The 16,881-nt window shown below is 66.7% G+C and carries 19 protein-coding genes; 15 read left to right on the top strand and 4 right to left on the bottom strand.

Annotated elements, in window-relative coordinates; translation table 11 throughout:
• Nucleotides 1-23 precede the first annotated feature (23 nt).
• Nucleotides 24-380 carry a hypothetical protein gene (locus CSW60_RS22535; RefSeq protein WP_099539326.1) on the bottom strand — a complete coding sequence of 119 codons (357 nt, stop codon included), beginning with the start codon at nt 378-380 and terminating at the stop codon, nt 24-26.
• Nucleotides 377-1,135, bottom strand: a complete 759-nt coding sequence (locus CSW60_RS22530; protein ID WP_099539325.1) for a hypothetical protein — start codon at nt 1,133-1,135, stop codon at nt 377-379. The genes CSW60_RS22535 and CSW60_RS22530 overlap by 4 nt, the downstream gene beginning before the upstream one ends.
• Before the next feature lie 477 nt (nt 1,136-1,612).
• On the opposite strand from CSW60_RS22530, the gene CSW60_RS22525 reads away from it, so the two are divergent.
• The gene (locus tag CSW60_RS22525; protein ID WP_099539324.1) at nt 1,613-1,930 is read left to right on the top strand and encodes a hypothetical protein; all 318 of its coding nucleotides are present in this window, start codon (nt 1,613-1,615) and stop codon (nt 1,928-1,930) included.
• Between the two features lie 22 nt (nt 1,931-1,952).
• Here CSW60_RS22525 and CSW60_RS22520 read toward each other — a convergent pair whose 3' ends face one another.
• Both CSW60_RS22520 and CSW60_RS22515 read right to left on the bottom strand, forming a co-directional pair.
• The gene (locus tag CSW60_RS22520; protein WP_099539323.1) at nt 1,953-2,201 is read right to left on the bottom strand and encodes a hypothetical protein; all 249 of its coding nucleotides are present in this window, start codon (nt 2,199-2,201) and stop codon (nt 1,953-1,955) included.
• 1 nt (nt 2,202) lies between these two features.
• Nucleotides 2,203-2,451 (bottom strand): hypothetical protein, encoded by a 249-nt coding sequence (locus CSW60_RS22515; RefSeq protein ID WP_099539322.1) that lies wholly within the window; start codon nt 2,449-2,451, stop codon nt 2,203-2,205.
• Between the two features lie 73 nt (nt 2,452-2,524).
• On the opposite strand from CSW60_RS22515, the gene CSW60_RS22510 reads away from it, so the two are divergent.
• From CSW60_RS22510 to CSW60_RS22440, 14 genes are all read left to right on the top strand, one after another.
• Nucleotides 2,525-2,845 carry a hypothetical protein gene (locus CSW60_RS22510; RefSeq protein ID WP_099539321.1) on the top strand — a complete coding sequence of 107 codons (321 nt, stop codon included), beginning with the start codon at nt 2,525-2,527 and terminating at the stop codon, nt 2,843-2,845.
• Nucleotides 2,846-2,852: 7 nt separating this feature from the next.
• Nucleotides 2,853-3,041, top strand: coding sequence for a hypothetical protein (locus tag CSW60_RS22505; RefSeq protein WP_099539320.1), 189 nt, complete (start codon nt 2,853-2,855; stop codon nt 3,039-3,041).
• A complete protein-coding gene (locus tag CSW60_RS22500; protein ID WP_099539319.1) occupies nt 3,038-3,916 on the top strand; it encodes a S1/P1 nuclease in 879 nt (292 codons plus the stop codon). Before CSW60_RS22505 ends, CSW60_RS22500 begins: the two co-directional genes overlap by 4 nt.
• A 77-nt stretch (nt 3,917-3,993) precedes the next feature.
• On the top strand, nt 3,994-4,959 hold the full coding sequence (locus CSW60_RS22495; RefSeq protein WP_143324256.1) for a toprim domain-containing protein: 966 nt from the start codon (nt 3,994-3,996) through the stop codon (nt 4,957-4,959).
• A 283-nt stretch (nt 4,960-5,242) separates the two neighbouring features.
• A complete protein-coding gene (locus tag CSW60_RS22490; RefSeq protein ID WP_143324255.1) occupies nt 5,243-5,788 on the top strand; it encodes a hypothetical protein in 546 nt (181 codons plus the stop codon).
• Nucleotides 5,789-5,901: 113 nt separating this feature from the next.
• Nucleotides 5,902-6,483 (top strand): hypothetical protein, encoded by a 582-nt coding sequence (locus tag CSW60_RS22485; protein WP_099539316.1) that lies wholly within the window; start codon nt 5,902-5,904, stop codon nt 6,481-6,483.
• Nucleotides 6,480-6,716: a hypothetical protein gene (locus CSW60_RS22480; RefSeq protein ID WP_099539315.1), complete on the top strand. Its 237-nt coding sequence runs from the start codon at nt 6,480-6,482 to the stop codon at nt 6,714-6,716. Before CSW60_RS22485 ends, CSW60_RS22480 begins: the two co-directional genes overlap by 4 nt.
• 100 nt (nt 6,717-6,816) lie before the next feature.
• Nucleotides 6,817-7,230 (top strand): antirestriction protein, encoded by a 414-nt coding sequence (locus tag CSW60_RS22475; RefSeq protein ID WP_143324254.1) that lies wholly within the window; start codon nt 6,817-6,819, stop codon nt 7,228-7,230.
• A 128-nt stretch (nt 7,231-7,358) separates the two neighbouring features.
• Nucleotides 7,359-9,584: a ParB/RepB/Spo0J family partition protein gene (locus CSW60_RS22470; protein ID WP_143324253.1), complete on the top strand. Its 2,226-nt coding sequence runs from the start codon at nt 7,359-7,361 to the stop codon at nt 9,582-9,584.
• 137 nt (nt 9,585-9,721) lie between these two features.
• Nucleotides 9,722-13,945 carry a bifunctional class I SAM-dependent methyltransferase/DEAD/DEAH box helicase gene (locus tag CSW60_RS22465; RefSeq protein ID WP_099539312.1) on the top strand — a complete coding sequence of 1,408 codons (4,224 nt, stop codon included), beginning with the start codon at nt 9,722-9,724 and terminating at the stop codon, nt 13,943-13,945.
• Between the two features lie 118 nt (nt 13,946-14,063).
• Nucleotides 14,064-14,960 carry an ArdC family protein gene (locus tag CSW60_RS22460; RefSeq protein WP_099539311.1) on the top strand — a complete coding sequence of 299 codons (897 nt, stop codon included), beginning with the start codon at nt 14,064-14,066 and terminating at the stop codon, nt 14,958-14,960.
• A 226-nt stretch (nt 14,961-15,186) separates the two neighbouring features.
• Complete coding sequence (locus CSW60_RS22450; protein WP_099539309.1) at nt 15,187-15,774, top strand: hypothetical protein; 588 nt, start codon at nt 15,187-15,189, stop codon at nt 15,772-15,774.
• A 120-nt stretch (nt 15,775-15,894) separates the two neighbouring features.
• Entirely contained in the window at nt 15,895-16,419 is a 525-nt protein-coding gene (locus CSW60_RS22445; RefSeq protein ID WP_099539308.1) for a hypothetical protein, read from the top strand.
• A gap of 12 nt (nt 16,420-16,431) precedes the next feature.
• The gene (locus CSW60_RS22440; protein WP_099539307.1) at nt 16,432-16,875 is read left to right on the top strand and encodes a hypothetical protein; all 444 of its coding nucleotides are present in this window, start codon (nt 16,432-16,434) and stop codon (nt 16,873-16,875) included.
• The last annotated feature ends 6 nt before the right edge of the window (nt 16,876-16,881 follow it).

Below are 16,881 nucleotides of genomic sequence, written 5' to 3'. Positions count from 1 at the left end.
GACGACAGCAACAATCGCAGCAGTCACACATCGGCTGGATCCTTTTTCCCTCGAGCGATGTCCTGGGCGTGGTCGACGATCGCTTCTTGCAAGCGCGCGGCGAGCACGATGGCGGCTAAGGCGATGATGCCGGCGACCCAGAGCAGCACGCCCTCGAGCCGGTTCAGGCCGGCTGACAGACCGGGTGGCATCTTGACGAACAGCGTCGCGAGGTAGGCTAGGCCTTCGATGAACATCACAGCGCCAAGGACGCCCAGGGCGGCGTCGAAACGACCGGCGCGATCTCGGATCCTCGCGCGGTGATCAAACCCTTGGGTCCACGGTCCCCGATGGGCATCGGCGTCGGGCTGGCCGGCGGTTTGGTCGGCGCCATTAGTCACTTGTCACCGCCACGCACAGCGTCCTCGGCCAGGCGTACGCAAGCGCCGGACCGATCACCGGTTTCCAACGAGCGGATGCACCCGTTCTCGTCGCGATAAAGCGCAGGCGGCAACGAGGCGATCAGCGCGCGCTGGGCGCGAGCCTCGGCTTGATCATGTCGGAAGGCGTCAAGCTTCTCTTGAACGTCCGCCTTCACGACGGCGTCCTTTTCCGCCATCACCGGCCTCGCCAGGTAGGCTTCAATCTGACGAAAGAGCTCGCCTCGAGCGCCCGGATCGGCGACGACGGCGGGCAGCCGCTTGAATTGGCGAAAGGGCGTCTCAGTCAGCGTGTAGGTGCAATCACGCACTGGCTCCTCATACTCCTTGCCCAGGTAGCGAACCTGACACCAAAGAGTCGCCGCGACTCTTTGGTCCGCCGGCAGGGCGTCGAACCTCTCGCCGTAGTCCGTCGCCGCCAAGCCGGACGCGAACGGCACCGTCCACAGTCCCAATGCGAGCACGACGCCGATCCCGACGTCACCGAGTATGAAGTTCTCTCCTTCTTCGTTTCCGTGACATACGGCCAGGCCCACAAACACTCCAAAGGTCGTGGCGAGCGATGAAAGCGCCCAGAGCAATATCGTCCACTCACGGCGGCTGTCCTGAAACGCGAGGACAAGGCTCGCCACGCCCGCCAGGCCAAACAGACTGATCCAGGGAACACGCAGTCTAGGCAGTTTCGGGGCAGGCTTTACGACAGCGACCGTCGTCATGACGCCTCCAAGGGCCCAATTCGAGTGCAATGTACCTTGCACTTTTCGGCGCTCCAAGCCCAAATCTGGGCCCGAGAGAGACTGTGCCCAATGCAGCCGCGCGCCACCGTAGCGTTTCAGTGTTCGGTCAAGCTGCGCTTGGGAGGCTCAGAACGCAAAATGTCAATTCCTGCGGTATCTTAGCGCGAGCCCGCGCGCCTTATCGGACGATGGGAACCCGCGTTAAGTTCGATGAGCTGTAGAGCTTTGCCGTCTTCGTCGTCGCTGAAATCTTGGGCAAGTCCCGGAAGCATTCGGCGAAAAGCGCGATGACCGGCCTCCCGGCGAGTGCAAGCCATCTTGCACTCCGGCGGGGTGTAGGGCTTATTAACCGAGAGTTGAGGCGACCATGGCGCCGACGCGATTGCCGCTTCGGTCCTTTGGACGCTCTTGGCCCGCCCGACACGCTTCCTCCCGCCCCCCAGCATGGAGCTCAACATGCAAACCGCACTTCCGAGGGTTCGCAGCGCCCGCCACGGTCTCGAACTTCTCCTTCTGGCCTCGATCGCCGCCGTCCTTCTCACCGCGATCGCCTATGCCGGCACCGACGCCACCTTTACCCCCGCCGTCACGAAGATCACCGGCTGGACCCAAGGCTCCCTTGGCAAGCTCGCCGCCGTCGCCGGCATCTCCGGCGCTCTCGTGGGCATGGTTTTGAAGTTCGACTGGAAGATGATCGGCGGAGCCTTGGGCATCGGTCTGACGGCCGCAACCGGCGCGACCATCACCAGCGGACTGGCGACCGCCATTCTCTAAGCGCGCTCTACGGGTTCCTACCTCAGCGGCGACACTCGCCAGTGTCGCCGCTATTTTTATGCCGTGGGGCATTTGCCTTGCGCGCCGTCGTCAGGGCCAGATGGATGCGGGCCTGATGGGCCGCCAGGGTCACGAGGCCAAAGAGCAACAGGCTCATCAAGACGGCCGCGACGCCCAGCGAGCCGACGAATGGGGCTTCCCGCGACTGAAGAGCGAGCACCAGGCCCGCCGCCGCGCCCGTGGCGCAGAAGCGCCGCATCACGACATTCATTCTAGACTCCTTGCCGAGGGGGCTTTTCGTCGCGCCGCCGCGTCCGATGGTTCCAGGTCCAGGTGATCAAACAGGCCATGACCACCCAATAAAGGGCGCTTGGCAGGATCAGGATCGCGAACTCGCCGCCCCTCGCCACGAGCCAACCGCTCGCGCCGATCGCAAAGCCCTTTCCCGTCAAGCTGACGGCCGCGAGCCGCCGATAGTCTCGCGCCGAGAAGGGCAGACGGTGTTTGATCCGGTCGATCACGTCTCATTCCAAAGTGCAAGGTACCTTGCACTAATGGCCGTCCTTAGCCAATATGCGCTCGGGAGATGCGGCCATGACCCAGATCAGCGAAAAGCCCCTCGAAAACGCTAAGCCGGCGAGCCGCGTCCCCAACCAGGGCTCTCCTGCGCTGCGCGTCATACGGGAGGCGCAGGCCAAGAGCCTCGCCAAAGAACACCCCCCATGGCTGCCGAGCAGCGAACGCGCGCCGGTGATCACCGCGGCGGCGGCCATGGCTCTCGGCATCCTCTTCGAAGAGGCTTCGACCCTCACGGGCTATCGGCCACTTCTCCTGGCCGCCGGACTTTGCGGCTTCGGCTGCGTCCTGGCCTGCTTCTGGTACTTCGTGAGGCTCTGGCGCCTCTATCACTGGTGAGGTCGCGATGATCTCCTTCGAGACCCTGCACTATACGCCCATGGCGCTCTTCACGATCGGCTGTTCGGCCATGATCGCCTTGTCGGTCTTGGTGGGCTTTCAGATCCGAGATCCCCAGACAACGCCAGCCGAGCCGATCGACCCCGAGGCCGATCGCGCCGAGGTCCTCGCCGCGCTGGCCGAACTCGCCGAATGAAAGCCGCCGCCGTCCTGACGTCGATGGCGCTCGTGATCGGCGCGCCGAGCGGCGCATTCGCCTGGGGCGGCAACGCACACCGGGCCATCGCTGACATCGCCGCCGCGCGCATGTCGCCAAAGGCGCTTCGCAAAGCCGAGCAGCTTCTGGCCGCCACCGACACGGGGCTTGTCGGCCCCACGTTCGAGGACGCTGCCGTGTGGGCGGACGTGATGCGCGACAGCAGCGCTGAAGCCCGCGCGCTCACCGCCTCGTGGCACTATGTCAATCTCGAGGTCGGCGCCGAGGACGTGGCGGCCGCCTGCCCACAGGTTCCCTTCGAAGCCGGCCGGGTCAGCACGACCGGCCAGGGAGCCTGTCTCCTAACCAAGATCGACGATTTCATCAGAACGCTTTCCGATCCCCGCCAGTCGGATCGGGAGCGGGGCCTCGCGCTGCGTTACCTCACCCATTTCGTAGGCGAGGCCCACCAACCCCTTCACGCCGCCTCCAGCTGCCACGACGCCGGCGGAAACGCCGAACGGATCGAGACCGTGAGCGGTCGCGACACCAGCCTCCACGGCTACTGGGACACCACGGTCGTTACGGATCTCGCCCGAAATCCCAAGGCCCTGGCCAAAACGCTGAATGCCCAGATCACGCCCAGCCAAGCCAGGGCCTGGTCAGGCGCGAAGACCTCAAGCTGGATCGCCGAGAGCCATACCTTGGCCGTCGAGATCGCCTACCGGTACGGCGGACCAAACGCCTGCGCCAGATCACGATCAGTGACCCGCCTGTCGCCCGCCTACGAAGAACGCGCGCGGGCCGTGGCGGGGCAACAGATCCAGAAGGCGGGCGTTCGCTTGGCCGCCGTTCTCAACGCTGTCCTGGACTAGCGGAGGAAGGGGGGAGGGCGGTCTGGGGGTGAAGCCGCGCGGAGAGGATCCGCGCCAGATCGTACCAGGAGCTGACCATGGCAGGACCGCTTGCGCACATCGCCAGGACCATGAAGGGCGACCTCTTCCGGAACGGCCGTCAGGCCAATATCCCCGCCCCGGGCCATTCCAAGGATGATCGCTCCGTCTCCCTGGGCCTGCGGGACGACGGCCGCATCCTCGTCAACTGCTACAGCACCAAAAAGCACGTCTCCTGGCGTGAGGTCCTCGCGCTCCTGCGGGCCAAGCATCTGATCGACGCCGACGGTCGGCCAACCGGCTATAGTTCGGTGTCCTCCAAGCCTTTGCCGGAGACCCCCGATGACGCGGCTCGGCGAGCGCGGGCGATGGAACTCTGGAACCAAGCCCGAGATGTCAGCCGAACGCTCGCCGAACGCTATGCTCACGCGCGCGCGATCACCGACAAGCTGCCGTCCCACTCGTTTCGCTTCCTCGGCGAGACGCCGGTGTCGGTGTTCAGGCCCAGCGCCAACTTCACAAGACCGGCGCTGTTGACGGCCATCCGACTGCCCAGCGGTGACCTCTCGGCCATCGAAATCACCTACCTCACCCTGGGCGGCCGCCGCGACCACGGCCTGCGTCTGTCGCGCAAGAACATCGGCGTGTTCGATCCGGAAGCCCATTGCTCGGTCCATATCGACCCCATCGCCGAGGAGATGCTGTTCGCCGAAGGCGCCTTCACGACGCTTCACGCCCGCAAGCGCTTCAAGCTGCCGTCGCGCGCCTTGCTCTGCACCCGAAACATGCGGTTCTTCGCGCCGCCGCCTGGCCTCAAGCGCGCGGTCATCGCGCGAGACAATGGCCCGGACGGCGAACGGTCAGCCAGGATCCTCGCGGCCACCTTCCGCCGACACAGGGTCGCGACGGAGATCGTGGCGCCGCCGGTCGATTTCGACGACTTCGACACCTGGGGCCGGCGAGAAGCCCTGCAAGCGCTCCGCGCTGCGATCGAGGCCTCGGCGCAAGCGGACAACACCGCGTGAGCGCGCGGCGTCACCGGCCGCCCTTTGGTCCCGACGCCGCCGCCGTCGCCCAAGGCCTTTGGACGCGCAAGCACCCGGGTGGAGAAGACGGCTTTCGAAGAGCCATGGCCAACGCCGACCCGTCTGCGGCCCAGGTTCTTGAAGTCGCCACTCGCATCGTTCGCGGCGCCGGCTGGGGCCAGGCTCCGCCATGACCCCGGCCCCGACCTACTCGCCCGCGTTCCGTCATCGGTTCGCGGCTTATGGCGCCCATCGCCAGCCCTTGCCTGAAGGTTCCACCGCCATGCGCCAGACCAGCCCCCTTCTGACCACCACGACTTGCGTCCTCATGCCGCCCGCGCCACTGCAGGCGCGCATCCCCAAACCCTCGGGCGATGACGACATCGCCACGCGAACGGTGCTCGAGGACATCGCACGGCTCCACCTTGCTGCTTTCGTCAGCCTGTATGGCCTCCCGCCTGAAGCGGTCGCCTACCAGCTCGTACAGACCGGCAAGGTGGGGGCGCTGCGACCGGCCTTCGCCTTCACCCTGCAAGGCCCCGACAGCCCGAAGGCCCGGGCGTGGCTTTCGGCCGTGCAGGACGGCCTCGACAGCTGGATGCAGGCCGGATGGTCCAATCCCATCGTGACCGAACGCTGCGGCGGCGATGTTCTGTGGTGGACCGCTCCCCTCGAGGAGGCCGCCCTGGACGCCGCCAAGCGCCTGAAGATCCTGGGGCGCGTGGAGGCGCTCGCCAACCTGGCGGCCTATCTCCCGAGCGGCTTACCAGCCCATCTCGACCCTCAAGACCCCGACTTTGGGTGGTCCGGCGTCCGCCGGCGGGTCTGATCCAAGAACGGCGTCGCCAGGCGCTCTCACGCCGATCATTTCACGGGGCGGGTGATGAAAGGCGGGGAGGGAGGGCGGATCGGGTGACCGATCGAGCCTGAAAGGGGCCACCTATGATTTCCTTCTTTCTCTTGCTGACAAACCCCGTCGGGAAAGCCGACCTTGGCGAAGGCGCCGCTATCGGTCCCTTCGCCTATGTGCAGCGTCCCCGCGACAACGTGGTGACCGTCGGTGTTCGTGGAGACGTCCGCTTCCAGCTCTTTGGCGTTGAGTCAGAGGGCCCGGGTGTCGCCGAACATGAAATCGAGCTGGTGGATGGACGCCTGCCTTACGGCGGCCAGCTCTTTGGCCACTGGAAGGTGATCGACGAGCTAGAACATGCCGCGTTGTCTCGCCGCGCTTCACCTTCGCGGAACGTCGGCCGCACGCGTCGCGCCGAGCCTTCAACAAAGGCGGGCAAGGATGACTGGGGATCCCGCATCGCGGCCATCCTTCGATCCGACGAAGTGGACCTGCGAAAGCTCGCCGAAATCGGCGGCTTTGACGCCAAAACCCTCTATGCTCACAGCGACCTGACCGGCGTCGATCTTCGCGGGCAGGACCTCACGGGGATGAAGATCGGCAAACTCGACCGTGACAAAGTGCTCTATGATGAGCACACCGTGTGGCCGGACGGAACGCGAGGCTCGCCATGATCAGCCAAGATGATCAAGACCGGATCGACGAATATCGGCGCATCGCCCAAAGCATGGTCGCCAGCCACGACACGATCCATGAGCAGCGGGCTATCCGCGACGCCAAGCGGACGCTCCTGGGCCTGGTCATCCTGGTCTCGCTCTTCGGGGCCCTCCTCGGAGCGACCTATCTCATCAAGCCTGACGGCGCCGAACCGCCGATCGCGCCGCCAAGAGCGACAACGCCGCGATAGGCCCACCAGCTAAGGCCCGCCTCACCAGGCGGGCCTTTTTCGTGGGCGCCTAAGAAAGGCGAAGGAAGGGCGGGGAGGGGTGATCAGCCAGGAGGTCACCATGGTTCCCACTCCCAACAGTCCAACCGTCACCCTCGTGCCAGACGATGAGCGGATGGACTTTCTTCCCCGGCTCTTTCCCGGCTGCTTCAGCCGCGGCGAAGCGCTCGTCTATGGCGTCACGCGCAAGTGGTTCCCCGCCTACAACGGTGGCCAATGGGACTTCTTTCTTATCGACGGGCGCCCCGGCTTCATGGCGCCGGCCGGCGAAGGCGGGCTCGACGCAATGATCCCCGGAAATCAATTCGAGGGCCATTTGTCCCATCAAGCTGTCGGCGTGGTCGTGACGTTGGTCGCCCTGGCCGCCAGCCTCGAACAAGTCCCCAGCGAGACGCTCCTTGGTCATTACGAGCGGCTGAGAGCCCTCATCCCGCATCTTCCGGAGCGCGACCTCATCTACCGCGCCATCGACTGACACTCTCAAGGCCCGCCGTCGCGCGGGCCTTTCTCATGCAGCGGTTCGAAAGGAGAGAGGGAGGGAGGCGGGAAGCGAGCCTGCAGGGGCCGGGATGAGCCCGGTTCGAGGCTTTCAGGATGATTCCCATGACCGCCAAGTCCGCTAAGACCAAGCCCGAAGCCGTCGCGACCAAGACCGAAGCCGCCGACATGGTCACCATGATGGTCCCGCGCTGTGACATCGGCATCGCGCCCGAGAACCCGCGCGCCGACGTGCCGGCCGATGACGAGATCCCGAACATGGCCGAGACCCTCGTCACCGACGACGGTTGCGGCCAGGTCGTGCCGATCTATGTCCGCCGCGGCAAGCGCTCGGAACTGCCGTGGATGGCCCTGGACGGCCGGCGCCGTCTGTTCGGCTTCGACCATCTGTTGGCCGAAGGCCGCATCGAGAACGACCACCCGGTGCGCATCACCATCTGCGAGACCAAGGAGCAGATCGCCCGCGCCGTGGTGCTGCTGAACACCGAACGCCTGCAGCCCCATCCGGCCGACAGCATCGAGGCGATCGCCAAGCTTCTGAAGAAGAACATGTCGCCCGACCAGATCGGCCGCGCCCTCGGCTACAAGAAGTCCGAGATGAACAAGCTGATCCGGCTTGCCTCGGTCCACCCACGCGCGATCGAAGCGTTCCGCGCCGGCAAGTTGCAGCCGCGCCACCTGCGGATGCTGGCGCGCCTCGAGGACCAGGATCTGCAACGCGCGCACGCCGATCGCGTCCTGGACGGCTTCTACTTCGATGACGTCGCGGTCCAGTCGATGATCCGCGGCGACAAAGCCACGACCCAGGATCCTCGGTTTGTCCTGGTCACCATGGCCGAATACGCCGAGGCCGGCGGCCGGATCGAGCAGGACCTGTTCGGCGAGTTCCCCGACAGCGTTCTCGACACCCCGCTGCTGGACGAGCTGTGGCAGGGCAAGGTCGCGCAGATCACCGACATTCTCGCCGAGCGCGGCGTCGAGATCTTCATCGCGGCCAAGGATCGCGTCGAGATCCCGGCCGGGATGGAAGCGCCCTGGAACTATCTCAGCGAACACCAGGTCGGCGCCGAGCTGAAGGCCCAGTTCAACGCCGATCGTCGCGCCGTCATCGACTTCGAGACCGAGATCAAGGGCCTGGTGCAGAGCGGCGAGTTCGACGCCCAGCGCATCGCCGAGTATCTGTGGGCCAACGCCGAGCTCTACACCTACGAACAGGTGCAGAAGGAGATCGGCGCCATCACCCTCTTCCCGCATCGGGAAACCGGGGTCACCGCCAGGCCCGCGCTCAAGGCCTATGTCCCGCCGGTCAAGACCGAAGACGAGATCCGCGCCGACCAGGAGGCCGCCGAGGCCAAGCAAGCCGCCGAGGACGCCCGCAGCGCCTACGCCGTCACCACCCACAAGATCGCGTCGGCGCCGCGCGTGAAGGTCGACGTCGAAGGTCTCAACAACAGCCTTCATGAGCGCCGCACCGACGTCGCTACCAAGGGCCTGATCCGCGACCTGGCGGACGATCCCGACGTGGCCCTGACGGTCCTGGCGGCCAAGCTGCTGACCTCGGCGGTCACGCACGAGGGCAGCTACAACTTCGCCGCCCGCATCACCTGCGACCTCTACTCGTCGCGGTTCGAGGTCATCCCTGAGCTCGACGGCGAAGTCCGCCTGCGGGTTTGCGCCTGGAAGGATCGTCTCGTCGAGTCGCAAAAGCGGCCGATCGCCTTCGTCCACGGCCTGTCGCACGCCGACCGCCTGCAGCTGATCGCCGATCTTGTCGCGCTCTCCCTCGACCTGAAGGAAGTGGGCACGGGCTCGGTCAGCTCGAGCCGCCGCGCCGACGCGGCCGAGATCCAGGAACTGCTGGGCAGCGACATCAGCCGTCACTGGACGCCTGACGCCGAGTTCCTGGCCGCCCATTCCAAGGGCCTGCTGCTGAAGATGGCCGACGACCTCAAGCTCGATACGACCAGCCTCTCCAAGGCCAAGAAGCACGAGATCGTCGCCTCGGTCGAAGAAGCGGCCTTGAGCGCCCGCTACGTGCCCAAGGGCCTGGACTGGTCGATCGAGTTGCTCGAAGCCGACCAGGCCGACTTCGACTCCGACGACGAGGAGGAGGGTGAAGCCGACGATGTGGAGGACACCGCCGGCGACGATCAACCCGAAACGCCGGAGGATGAAGTCGAACTGACGGATCCCTCGGCCGGCGGCGCCGGCGCCGAGGCGCCCGCCAACGACGCGGTCGACGACCTCGAGGACATCGTCATCGACGCCGACCTCCACGACGAGCTGGGCGAAGACGCCATGCACTTCGCGGACGACGATATCGCGGCCTAACCCTGATCGAGCCCCGGCGGAAACGTCGGGGCTCTTTTTCTGCCGCCGCGCAGAAAGGTCGGAGGAAGGGGGCGGGGAGATCGAACCGGAGGGAAGCGCGGAAGAGGGTTCCGCGCGGCCCGGTGCGAGACCCCGTCATGACCATGCTCAGCCTCTTCGACCCCGCGGCCCGCGACGACAAGGCCGCCAATATCGTTGGCGCCGGCAAGGCGATCGCCAACGCCATGGCAAAGAACAAACCGATGGACCGCAAGTCGGTGGCCTCGGTCATGACCATGATGTTCGGCGGTGATGACGCGAACGGCGCCTGGTCTTGGAAGGACGCATACGAGGCGATCGAGGTCGCCACGGTGCTGCACATCAAGCGCCACGGCGTGAGTCTCGTGCGTCTCGAGGATGACCCTCTACAGGCCTACACGCTCCTCGAAACCCTGTCGCGCGCGGCCCTCACCCATACCCGCCGATCCGAGGAGCAGGTGGAGCTCGACCAGTTCTCCACGCCCGCGCCGATCGCGGCGCTTGCCGCCCTGGCTGGCCTGGTCAGGCCGACCGACCGCGTGCTCGAGCCCTCGGCCGGGACGGGCCTGCTTGCGGTGATGGCCGAGATCTGCGGCGCTCAACTGACGCTGAACGAATTGGCGGAGACCCGTCGCGGGATCCTCGAGCGGGTGTTTCCGGGGGCGGAGCGCTTTGGCCTCGACGGCGCCCACCTGCACGACCTGATCAACACATCGGGCAGCTTCGACGTGGCGATCACCAATCCGCCCTTCCAACATCTGGCCGATCACCTCGTCTCGAGCCTCAAATGCCTCGCCGACGGCGGGCGCCTGGTGGCGATCGTGCCGCAGCGCGCCCTGACGGATCTGACGCTGACCAAGGCGCTCTGCGCCCACGGCGCGATCGTCGGGCGCGTCCATCTTCCGGCCAACGCCTTCGCCAAGCACGGCACGTCCGTCGACACCGCGCTCCTGATCGTCGACCGCGGCCGCGACGCGCCGATCGCGCCCATCCACGACGACGACGACGTCGAGGCGGTCATCACCGCCCTGCAGGCCCTGCCGCAGCGACTGACCGCCAAGCCACGGGTCTTTCGGACTGTCAGTGCTCCTTTGGCGCAGCGGGTGCGCGGTCCGGGCGTTGGCGGACGGCGGTTCGCGCTGTTCGAAAGCGTCGCGCCCGTGACCTATGAGGTGATCGACTGGACCGGCGAGGGTCGCGACGTCGGCGTCTTCCAGGAGTACCGCGTCTCGCGCATCAAGGCCGACGGATACCCGGTCCATCCCGCCAATCTCGTGGAAAGCTCGGCCATGGCCTCGATCGCGCCGCCCGCGCCGAGCTATCAGCCCGTCCTGCCGACGGCGACGCTGGCCCTGGGCTATCTGTCGCTCGAACAGATGGAGGCTGTCATCTATGCCGGCGAGGCGCACAGCCGTCATCTGCCCGGCCGATTCCGCCCGACCGATGAGCAGCCATGGAACCTGACGGCCGATCCGGAGGCCAAGCCCTACCGCGCCGGCTTCTTCATCGGCGACGGGACTGGCGTCGGCAAGGGCAGCGAGGGCGCGGCGATCATCATGGACAACTTCGCCCAGGGCCGCCGCAAGGCGCTCTGGGTCTCCAAGAACGACGTCCTCATCGACGACGCCCGCCGCGACTGGAAGGCGCTCGGCGGCAGCGAGACCGACATCGTCCCGCACTCGCGCTTCAGCCAGGCCGACAAGATCGGCGGCGAGATGATCCTCTTCACGACCTACGCCACGCTTCGGCAGCTCGGTCGCAACCAGGCCAAGTCGCGCCTCGACCAGATCGTCGACTGGCTCGGCGAGGACTTCGACGGAGTCATCCTGTTCGACGAAGCCCACAGCATGGGCAACGCCGCCGGCGGCGGCGACGGCGCCCGCGGCCCGACCAAGGCCTCGCAGCAAGGTCGCATGGGCCTGGCGCTGCAGAACCTCCTGCCGGACGCCCGCGTCGTCTATGAATCGGCGACCGGCGCGACGACCGCGCGCAATCTCGCCTACGCCACGCGCCTGGGGCTCTGGGGCGGCACGGAGGCGCCGTTCAACAGCCGTGAGGATTTCCTGACGGCCGCGGATGCTGGCGGTCTGGCCCTGGCCGAGATTGTCGCGCGAGACCTCAAAGCCGCCGGCCTCTACCTGGCGCGGTCCATCAGCCTCGAAGGCGTGGTCATCGAGCCGCAAATCCACGAGCTGACCGAGGCCGACATCAAGCTCTGGAACGCCTGGGCGGACGCCTTCCAGATGATCCACTCCCATGTCGAAGCCGCCCTCGAGGTGTCGGGGGCGCAACTGTGCAAGAACGCCAAGTCGGCCGCGCGCAGCGCCTTCGCATCGACCAGCCAGCGCTTCTTCCTGGGCCTGCTGTCGGGGATCAAGGCGCCGTCCCTGCACGGCAAGATCCGCGAGCGCCTCGACATGGGCATGAGCGTGGTCATCCAGCTCATCTCGACCAACGAAGCCACCTTGGACCGGCGCCTGGCCGAGACCGACCCGAAGACCTGGCACAATGTCGTCGTCGACCTGACGCCCCGCGACGTCGTTCTGCAGTACCTCGAGAAGGCCTTCCCGGTGAACGCCTACACCGTCGAGACCGGTCCGGACGGCAAGGACGTATCGGTGCCGTTGCGCGACGCCGACGGCAACAACGTCATTTCGCAGGAGGCCCTGGCCCTTCGCGAACGAACCTTGATGAACCTCGCCATGCTGCCCGCCTGCAATGGCATCCTCGACTCGGTGATCGACACCTTCGGCGCCGACGCGGTGGCCGAGGTCACCGGCCGCAGCAAGCGCGTGGTGCGCAAGAACGGACGGATGGTGGTCGAACGCCGCGGCTCCAGCGCCAACCGCGCCGAGACCGATGCCTTCCAGTCCGGCCGCAAGAAGATCCTCGTGTTCTCGGAAGCCGGCGGGACGGGGCGCAGCTACCACGCCGATCTGAAGAGCGGCAGCGCCGACAGGCCCAGGGCGCATTTCACCCTGGAGTATGGATGGCGGTCGGACACCGCGATCCAAGGTCTTGGACGCACGCACCGCACCAACCAGGCCAGCGCCCCGACCGTTCTGCCCTACGTCACCAATTTGCCCGGGGAGCGTAGATTTCTCTCAACGATCTGCAGGCGGCTCGACAGCATGGGGGCCCTCACGCGTGGCGAGCGTCGCTCCAACAGCGGCGGCATGTTCAGACCGTCGGACAATCTGGAAACGCCGTTCGCGCGGCGGGCGCAGATCGCCCTCTACAAGGCCATGAAGCGCGGCGACTGCGCCATGTCGATCACCGAGTTCGAACGCAAGACGGCGCTCATGCTGCGCGACGAGGAGGGCGACCTGTTGGACGCCGAGGACCTACCGGAACTGCGTCGTCACCTCAATCGCGTGCTGGCGCTGCGGGTCGAGGACCAGAACGTGATCTTCGAGGCCTTCGACCGGATCCATGAAGGCATTCTCGAAAAGGCCGCCGCCGACGGCACGCTCGACAAGGGCATGGAGGACATGACGCCGAGCCAGCTGGAGCTGGTCGACGAGCAGGTGATCCGCACCGACCCGCGGACCGGCGCGACGACGCGGATGATCCACTTCAAGACCATTGAGCCGGTCGAGCGCCTCTCGGCGCGCGAGGCCTTGGCGATCACGCCGCGATCGCGCCGCCACGACCTCCGCCTGCTGCGCAACGAACGCTCGGGCAACGTCGGCCTGGCGATCCTCGGCATCACCCTGGTGGGCGAGGGAGACGCGATCATCCCCGGCGTGCGGCTGATCACGCCGCAAGAGACCAGCCGAATGCCCCTGCAGCAGTACCAGGACAGCGCCTGGGTCGAGGTGGACGAGACCCAGTGGATCACACTCTGGGACGACCGCGTCGCATCCCTCCCGTCCGAGGAAGTCTGCGACCTCTACCTCGTCACCGGCGAGATCCTGCCCGTCTGGAAGCACCTCGAGGGCCATTCGGTGAAGGTCCGGCGGATCAAGGCGCCTGATGGCCGACGCTGGCTTGGGCGCGTGCTCGACGAAGTCGGCGCACATCAGCTGCGCACCAAGCTCGGCTTGGCCGTGCAAGGCAGCGTCGCGCCCATCGACATCCGGCGCTGCGTCATGGAGCAGAGCATGACCGTCGAGCTCGCCGAAGGCCTTTTCCTGGTCGCGCGCCGGGTCATGGGCCAGATGCGGATGGAGGTCGATGGGGCGAGCGCCCAGGCCGACGTCCTGCGGTCGCTTGGCGTGTTCTTCGAGCTGATCTCGTTCCAGGCGCGCGGGTTCGTGCCCATCGACCGGTTCAACGTGCTGGCCGCGCTTCTGCAGCGCTTCCCGGTCGTGAACTTCCACAACCAGAGCATGGTCGCCTGATCGCCAGCCGCCCCTCGAGAGAGGGGCGGCTTTGCGCGACGCGAGAGGAGAAAGGGAGGACCGGCGCGGATGAGCGCGCCGGAATGGTCTGGAGCGCCGATCAACGGAGAACCCCACCATGAACACCGCCCTCACCGAACTTGTCGCCGACCTGACCAATCGCATCGCCGCCGGCGTCGCGCCCTGGCGGAAGACTTGGCAGTCGGGCGGGGCGGGGACCCCGCTGCGCAGCGACGGCGTCCCGTTCACCGGGGCAAACGCCATGTTGTTGTCGATCGCCCGCGACGCGCGCGGCTACACCTCCGCGCACTGGTTCACCTTCAAGCAGGCCCTCGCCCTGGACGCCTGCGTGCGCAAGGGCGAGAAAGGCGCGCCGGCCTTGCTCTACAAGCCGGTGCGCTCGGCCAACGACAACGACGACGGCGATGGTGACGGCGGCGCGCCGGCCTCGCGCGGCCGGGCCTATTTGGCGGCCTACACAGTCTTCTCGGCCGACCAGATCGAAGGCCTGGACCCGGCCTACTATGCGCCGCCGCCCCTCCCTAAATGGAGCGAGGCGGCCCTGCCGCCGACGCTTCGCGACTACCCCGTCGATATCGCCTACGGGTCCTTCGAGCCGGCCTACTACGATGCGATCGACACGATCCGAATGCCGCATCCGTCGGCGTTCGACAGCTTCGCCGACTACTGCGCCACCCTGGCCCACGAGCAGATCCACAGCACCGGCCATGCGTCACGCCTGGATCGCCAGTGCCTCGCCGACTATCACAAGGACCTACGCGCCCGGGCCGAAGAAGAGCTGATCGCCGAGCTGGGCAGCTACTTCCTGTCCATGCGTTGCGGTGTTCCCTATTCGGAAGCGCTGATCGACGGCCACGCCAGCTATCTGGCCTCCTGGGCGAAACGCCTTCGCGAGCAACCCAACGCGCTGTTCACCGCCGCCGCCGCGGCCCAGCGCGCCGTCGACTACCTGATCCAGCAAGCCGAGGCGGCGGCCCTGCCGTTGGCCGCGTGATGGGCCCGATATCCCAAAGACGCGGTCGCCGACGCCGGCGCGATCACCGGTTTTCCGTCCGCGCCGAATGGACCGGCCATCGAAAGCAGCAGCGCGTCGTCCGGTTCTGCGGCGCCTGGGTGGGCTCGGCGCCCACCAAATCCGAAGCCTGGCAGATCGCTCATGATTGGGCGCGCCAGAACCTCCCCAGCTACGCGGCGAACGACGCCTGATCAGGAGACGCACCATGGCGCGCGACTATTATTACGAAATCAGCACCGAGCTCCTCGAGGACGTCACGCCGCTGCAGGTCGTCCAGATGTGGGACCCCGACGCCAAGGCCAACGACCTCTTCAACTACCCCACGGGCGAGGTGACGTGGGAAGAATCGAATGGCCCGGCGTTCACTTTCTCCAACAGCGGTCGATTCCTCGAGATCATCGTCGATACCGAGGCCCATCACGGGTTCAACGACGAGTTCGAACATTTTCTCATCGACCTCGCCGAGCGCGTTGTCGGCGGCGCCTTTGTCAGCATCGAAGGCGAGGAGCGTCAAGCCGAGGCCTACGGCCAAGACCCGGCCGCCCGCAAGGCGGCCCTGATCGCCTATCGGAAGGTCTGCCTGGCCGATGCGCGAAAACGACTCCTGGCGCTCGACCCACGAGCCGACAGCAACGAAGACGGCGTGCTGGACCTGATCGTTCGGCTCAAGGCCCTCCTGGAGGAAGCGATCGAGGACCACATCTACGCCAACGACGACGCACGGCCGGACGATTGTTCGTTCCTGGGCGGGGTCGCGGCGGCCCAAAAGCTCCTGTCGGACAAGGGGCGATAATCCAAGAGCCTCGGCGCCCAGCGTCGAGGCTCTTTCTTCGCGGGCCGCCGAAAGGAAAGGAGGGAGGGACCGGCGGGGCGAGCCCGCCCGGATTGGCCGAGACGGGCGCAGGAGACGCCCATGATCACGCCAGCGCCGCAGCAGCCTCACCTGCCTGATCTCTTCACGCGGGCGGATCGGTCCGCCGAGCTATCGAAGATCCCGCCTTCGACCGGAATCCGCGCCGTCGCCACCGGCGTGCTCGAGGTCATCGCCGCGATCGACGCGATCGAAAAGTCGCGGGCCGGCCGAAAGGCCTTGGGCGATCGCCGCGCCCGCGTGGCGCAGTCGGTCGCCGTCTGCCTGTCGCTCACCGGCCGGCCCAGCCGACCGGAGAGCTTTGGCCTGTTGGTCGCCATGGCGACCAAGGCCGCGCGCGAACAAGGCACGCGAGGTCCGGCTGGGGCCCTGGTGCAAGCCGCGCAAAAGCTCGGCCAGGCGCTTCTTGACCCGAACATCACGCCCGCCAAGGCCCTGCAGAGCGCCGCCGACGCGGCCATCCGAGCCCTGGCCCATTACGGCGCGACCCCGGACCAGGTGGCGCAGCTGCGCGCCCAGGCCGAGCGCGCCTTCCTCCTGCAGCTGCGGAGCTGCCCGCTTCACTAGGGAGCGACCCCCATGATCCTGACGATCCTCACCGTCCACGCCGACGGTCTCCTGCAGCTGCACCAGATCTTCTCGACCTTCGCGGCGGCGGAAGAAGCCGCCGATCGGTGCGCGACGTTCGTCGCCAATAGCTGCGCCAAGACTCACGGCCTCCCGACGCCGGCTATCGGCGCCAACTGGCGCGAAACGCTCGCTCTGACGAAGGCCATGCTGGCGGACCGACACGTCAAGTACCGGATCGACGTGCAGCTCCAGGTCATGGCCACCCGCGCCGAACTGGCGGACGGCGCCGACGGCTACGACGTCGACCACGCCATCCACGGCGCCCTGATCTACCACCCCACCTACTTCGACACCGCGCCGATCGACGCCGAGGCGCTGACCGACTGGTGGCGTGACGTCCGACGCGAGCTTTCCGCCCTCTGGGCGGGCCACCCCCCCGCCCCCATCCAGTAGGAGACC

The organism is Caulobacter sp. X (genome assembly GCF_002742635.1).
Lineage (GTDB): Bacteria > Pseudomonadota > Alphaproteobacteria > Caulobacterales > Caulobacteraceae > Caulobacter.
Note: the sequence above shows the minus strand (reverse complement) of the source record. Positions and strands in the feature narration are given on the sequence as shown.

Coding starts and splice junctions, on each gene's coding strand:
- CSW60_RS22470 (WP_143324253.1), top strand. CDS start 7,359: ATGACCGCCAAGTCCGCTAAGACCAAGCCCGAAGCCGTCGCGACCAAG.
- CSW60_RS22525 (WP_099539324.1), top strand. CDS start 1,613: ATGCAAACCGCACTTCCGAGGGTTCGCAGCGCCCGCCACGGTCTCGAA.
- CSW60_RS22460 (WP_099539311.1), top strand. CDS start 14,064: ATGAACACCGCCCTCACCGAACTTGTCGCCGACCTGACCAATCGCATC.
- CSW60_RS22510 (WP_099539321.1), top strand. CDS start 2,525: ATGACCCAGATCAGCGAAAAGCCCCTCGAAAACGCTAAGCCGGCGAGC.
- CSW60_RS22475 (WP_143324254.1), top strand. CDS start 6,817: ATGGTTCCCACTCCCAACAGTCCAACCGTCACCCTCGTGCCAGACGAT.
- CSW60_RS22485 (WP_099539316.1), top strand. CDS start 5,902: ATGATTTCCTTCTTTCTCTTGCTGACAAACCCCGTCGGGAAAGCCGAC.
- CSW60_RS22505 (WP_099539320.1), top strand. CDS start 2,853: ATGATCTCCTTCGAGACCCTGCACTATACGCCCATGGCGCTCTTCACG.
- CSW60_RS22490 (WP_143324255.1), top strand. CDS start 5,243: ATGCGCCAGACCAGCCCCCTTCTGACCACCACGACTTGCGTCCTCATG.
- CSW60_RS22480 (WP_099539315.1), top strand. CDS start 6,480: ATGATCAGCCAAGATGATCAAGACCGGATCGACGAATATCGGCGCATC.
- CSW60_RS22445 (WP_099539308.1), top strand. CDS start 15,895: ATGATCACGCCAGCGCCGCAGCAGCCTCACCTGCCTGATCTCTTCACG.
- CSW60_RS22465 (WP_099539312.1), top strand. CDS start 9,722: ATGACCATGCTCAGCCTCTTCGACCCCGCGGCCCGCGACGACAAGGCC.
- CSW60_RS22450 (WP_099539309.1), top strand. CDS start 15,187: ATGGCGCGCGACTATTATTACGAAATCAGCACCGAGCTCCTCGAGGAC.
- CSW60_RS22440 (WP_099539307.1), top strand. CDS start 16,432: ATGATCCTGACGATCCTCACCGTCCACGCCGACGGTCTCCTGCAGCTG.
- CSW60_RS22530 (WP_099539325.1), bottom strand. CDS start 1,135: ATGACGACGGTCGCTGTCGTAAAGCCTGCCCCGAAACTGCCTAGACTG.
- CSW60_RS22520 (WP_099539323.1), bottom strand. CDS start 2,201: ATGAATGTCGTGATGCGGCGCTTCTGCGCCACGGGCGCGGCGGCGGGC.
- CSW60_RS22500 (WP_099539319.1), top strand. CDS start 3,038: ATGAAAGCCGCCGCCGTCCTGACGTCGATGGCGCTCGTGATCGGCGCG.
- CSW60_RS22495 (WP_143324256.1), top strand. CDS start 3,994: ATGGCAGGACCGCTTGCGCACATCGCCAGGACCATGAAGGGCGACCTC.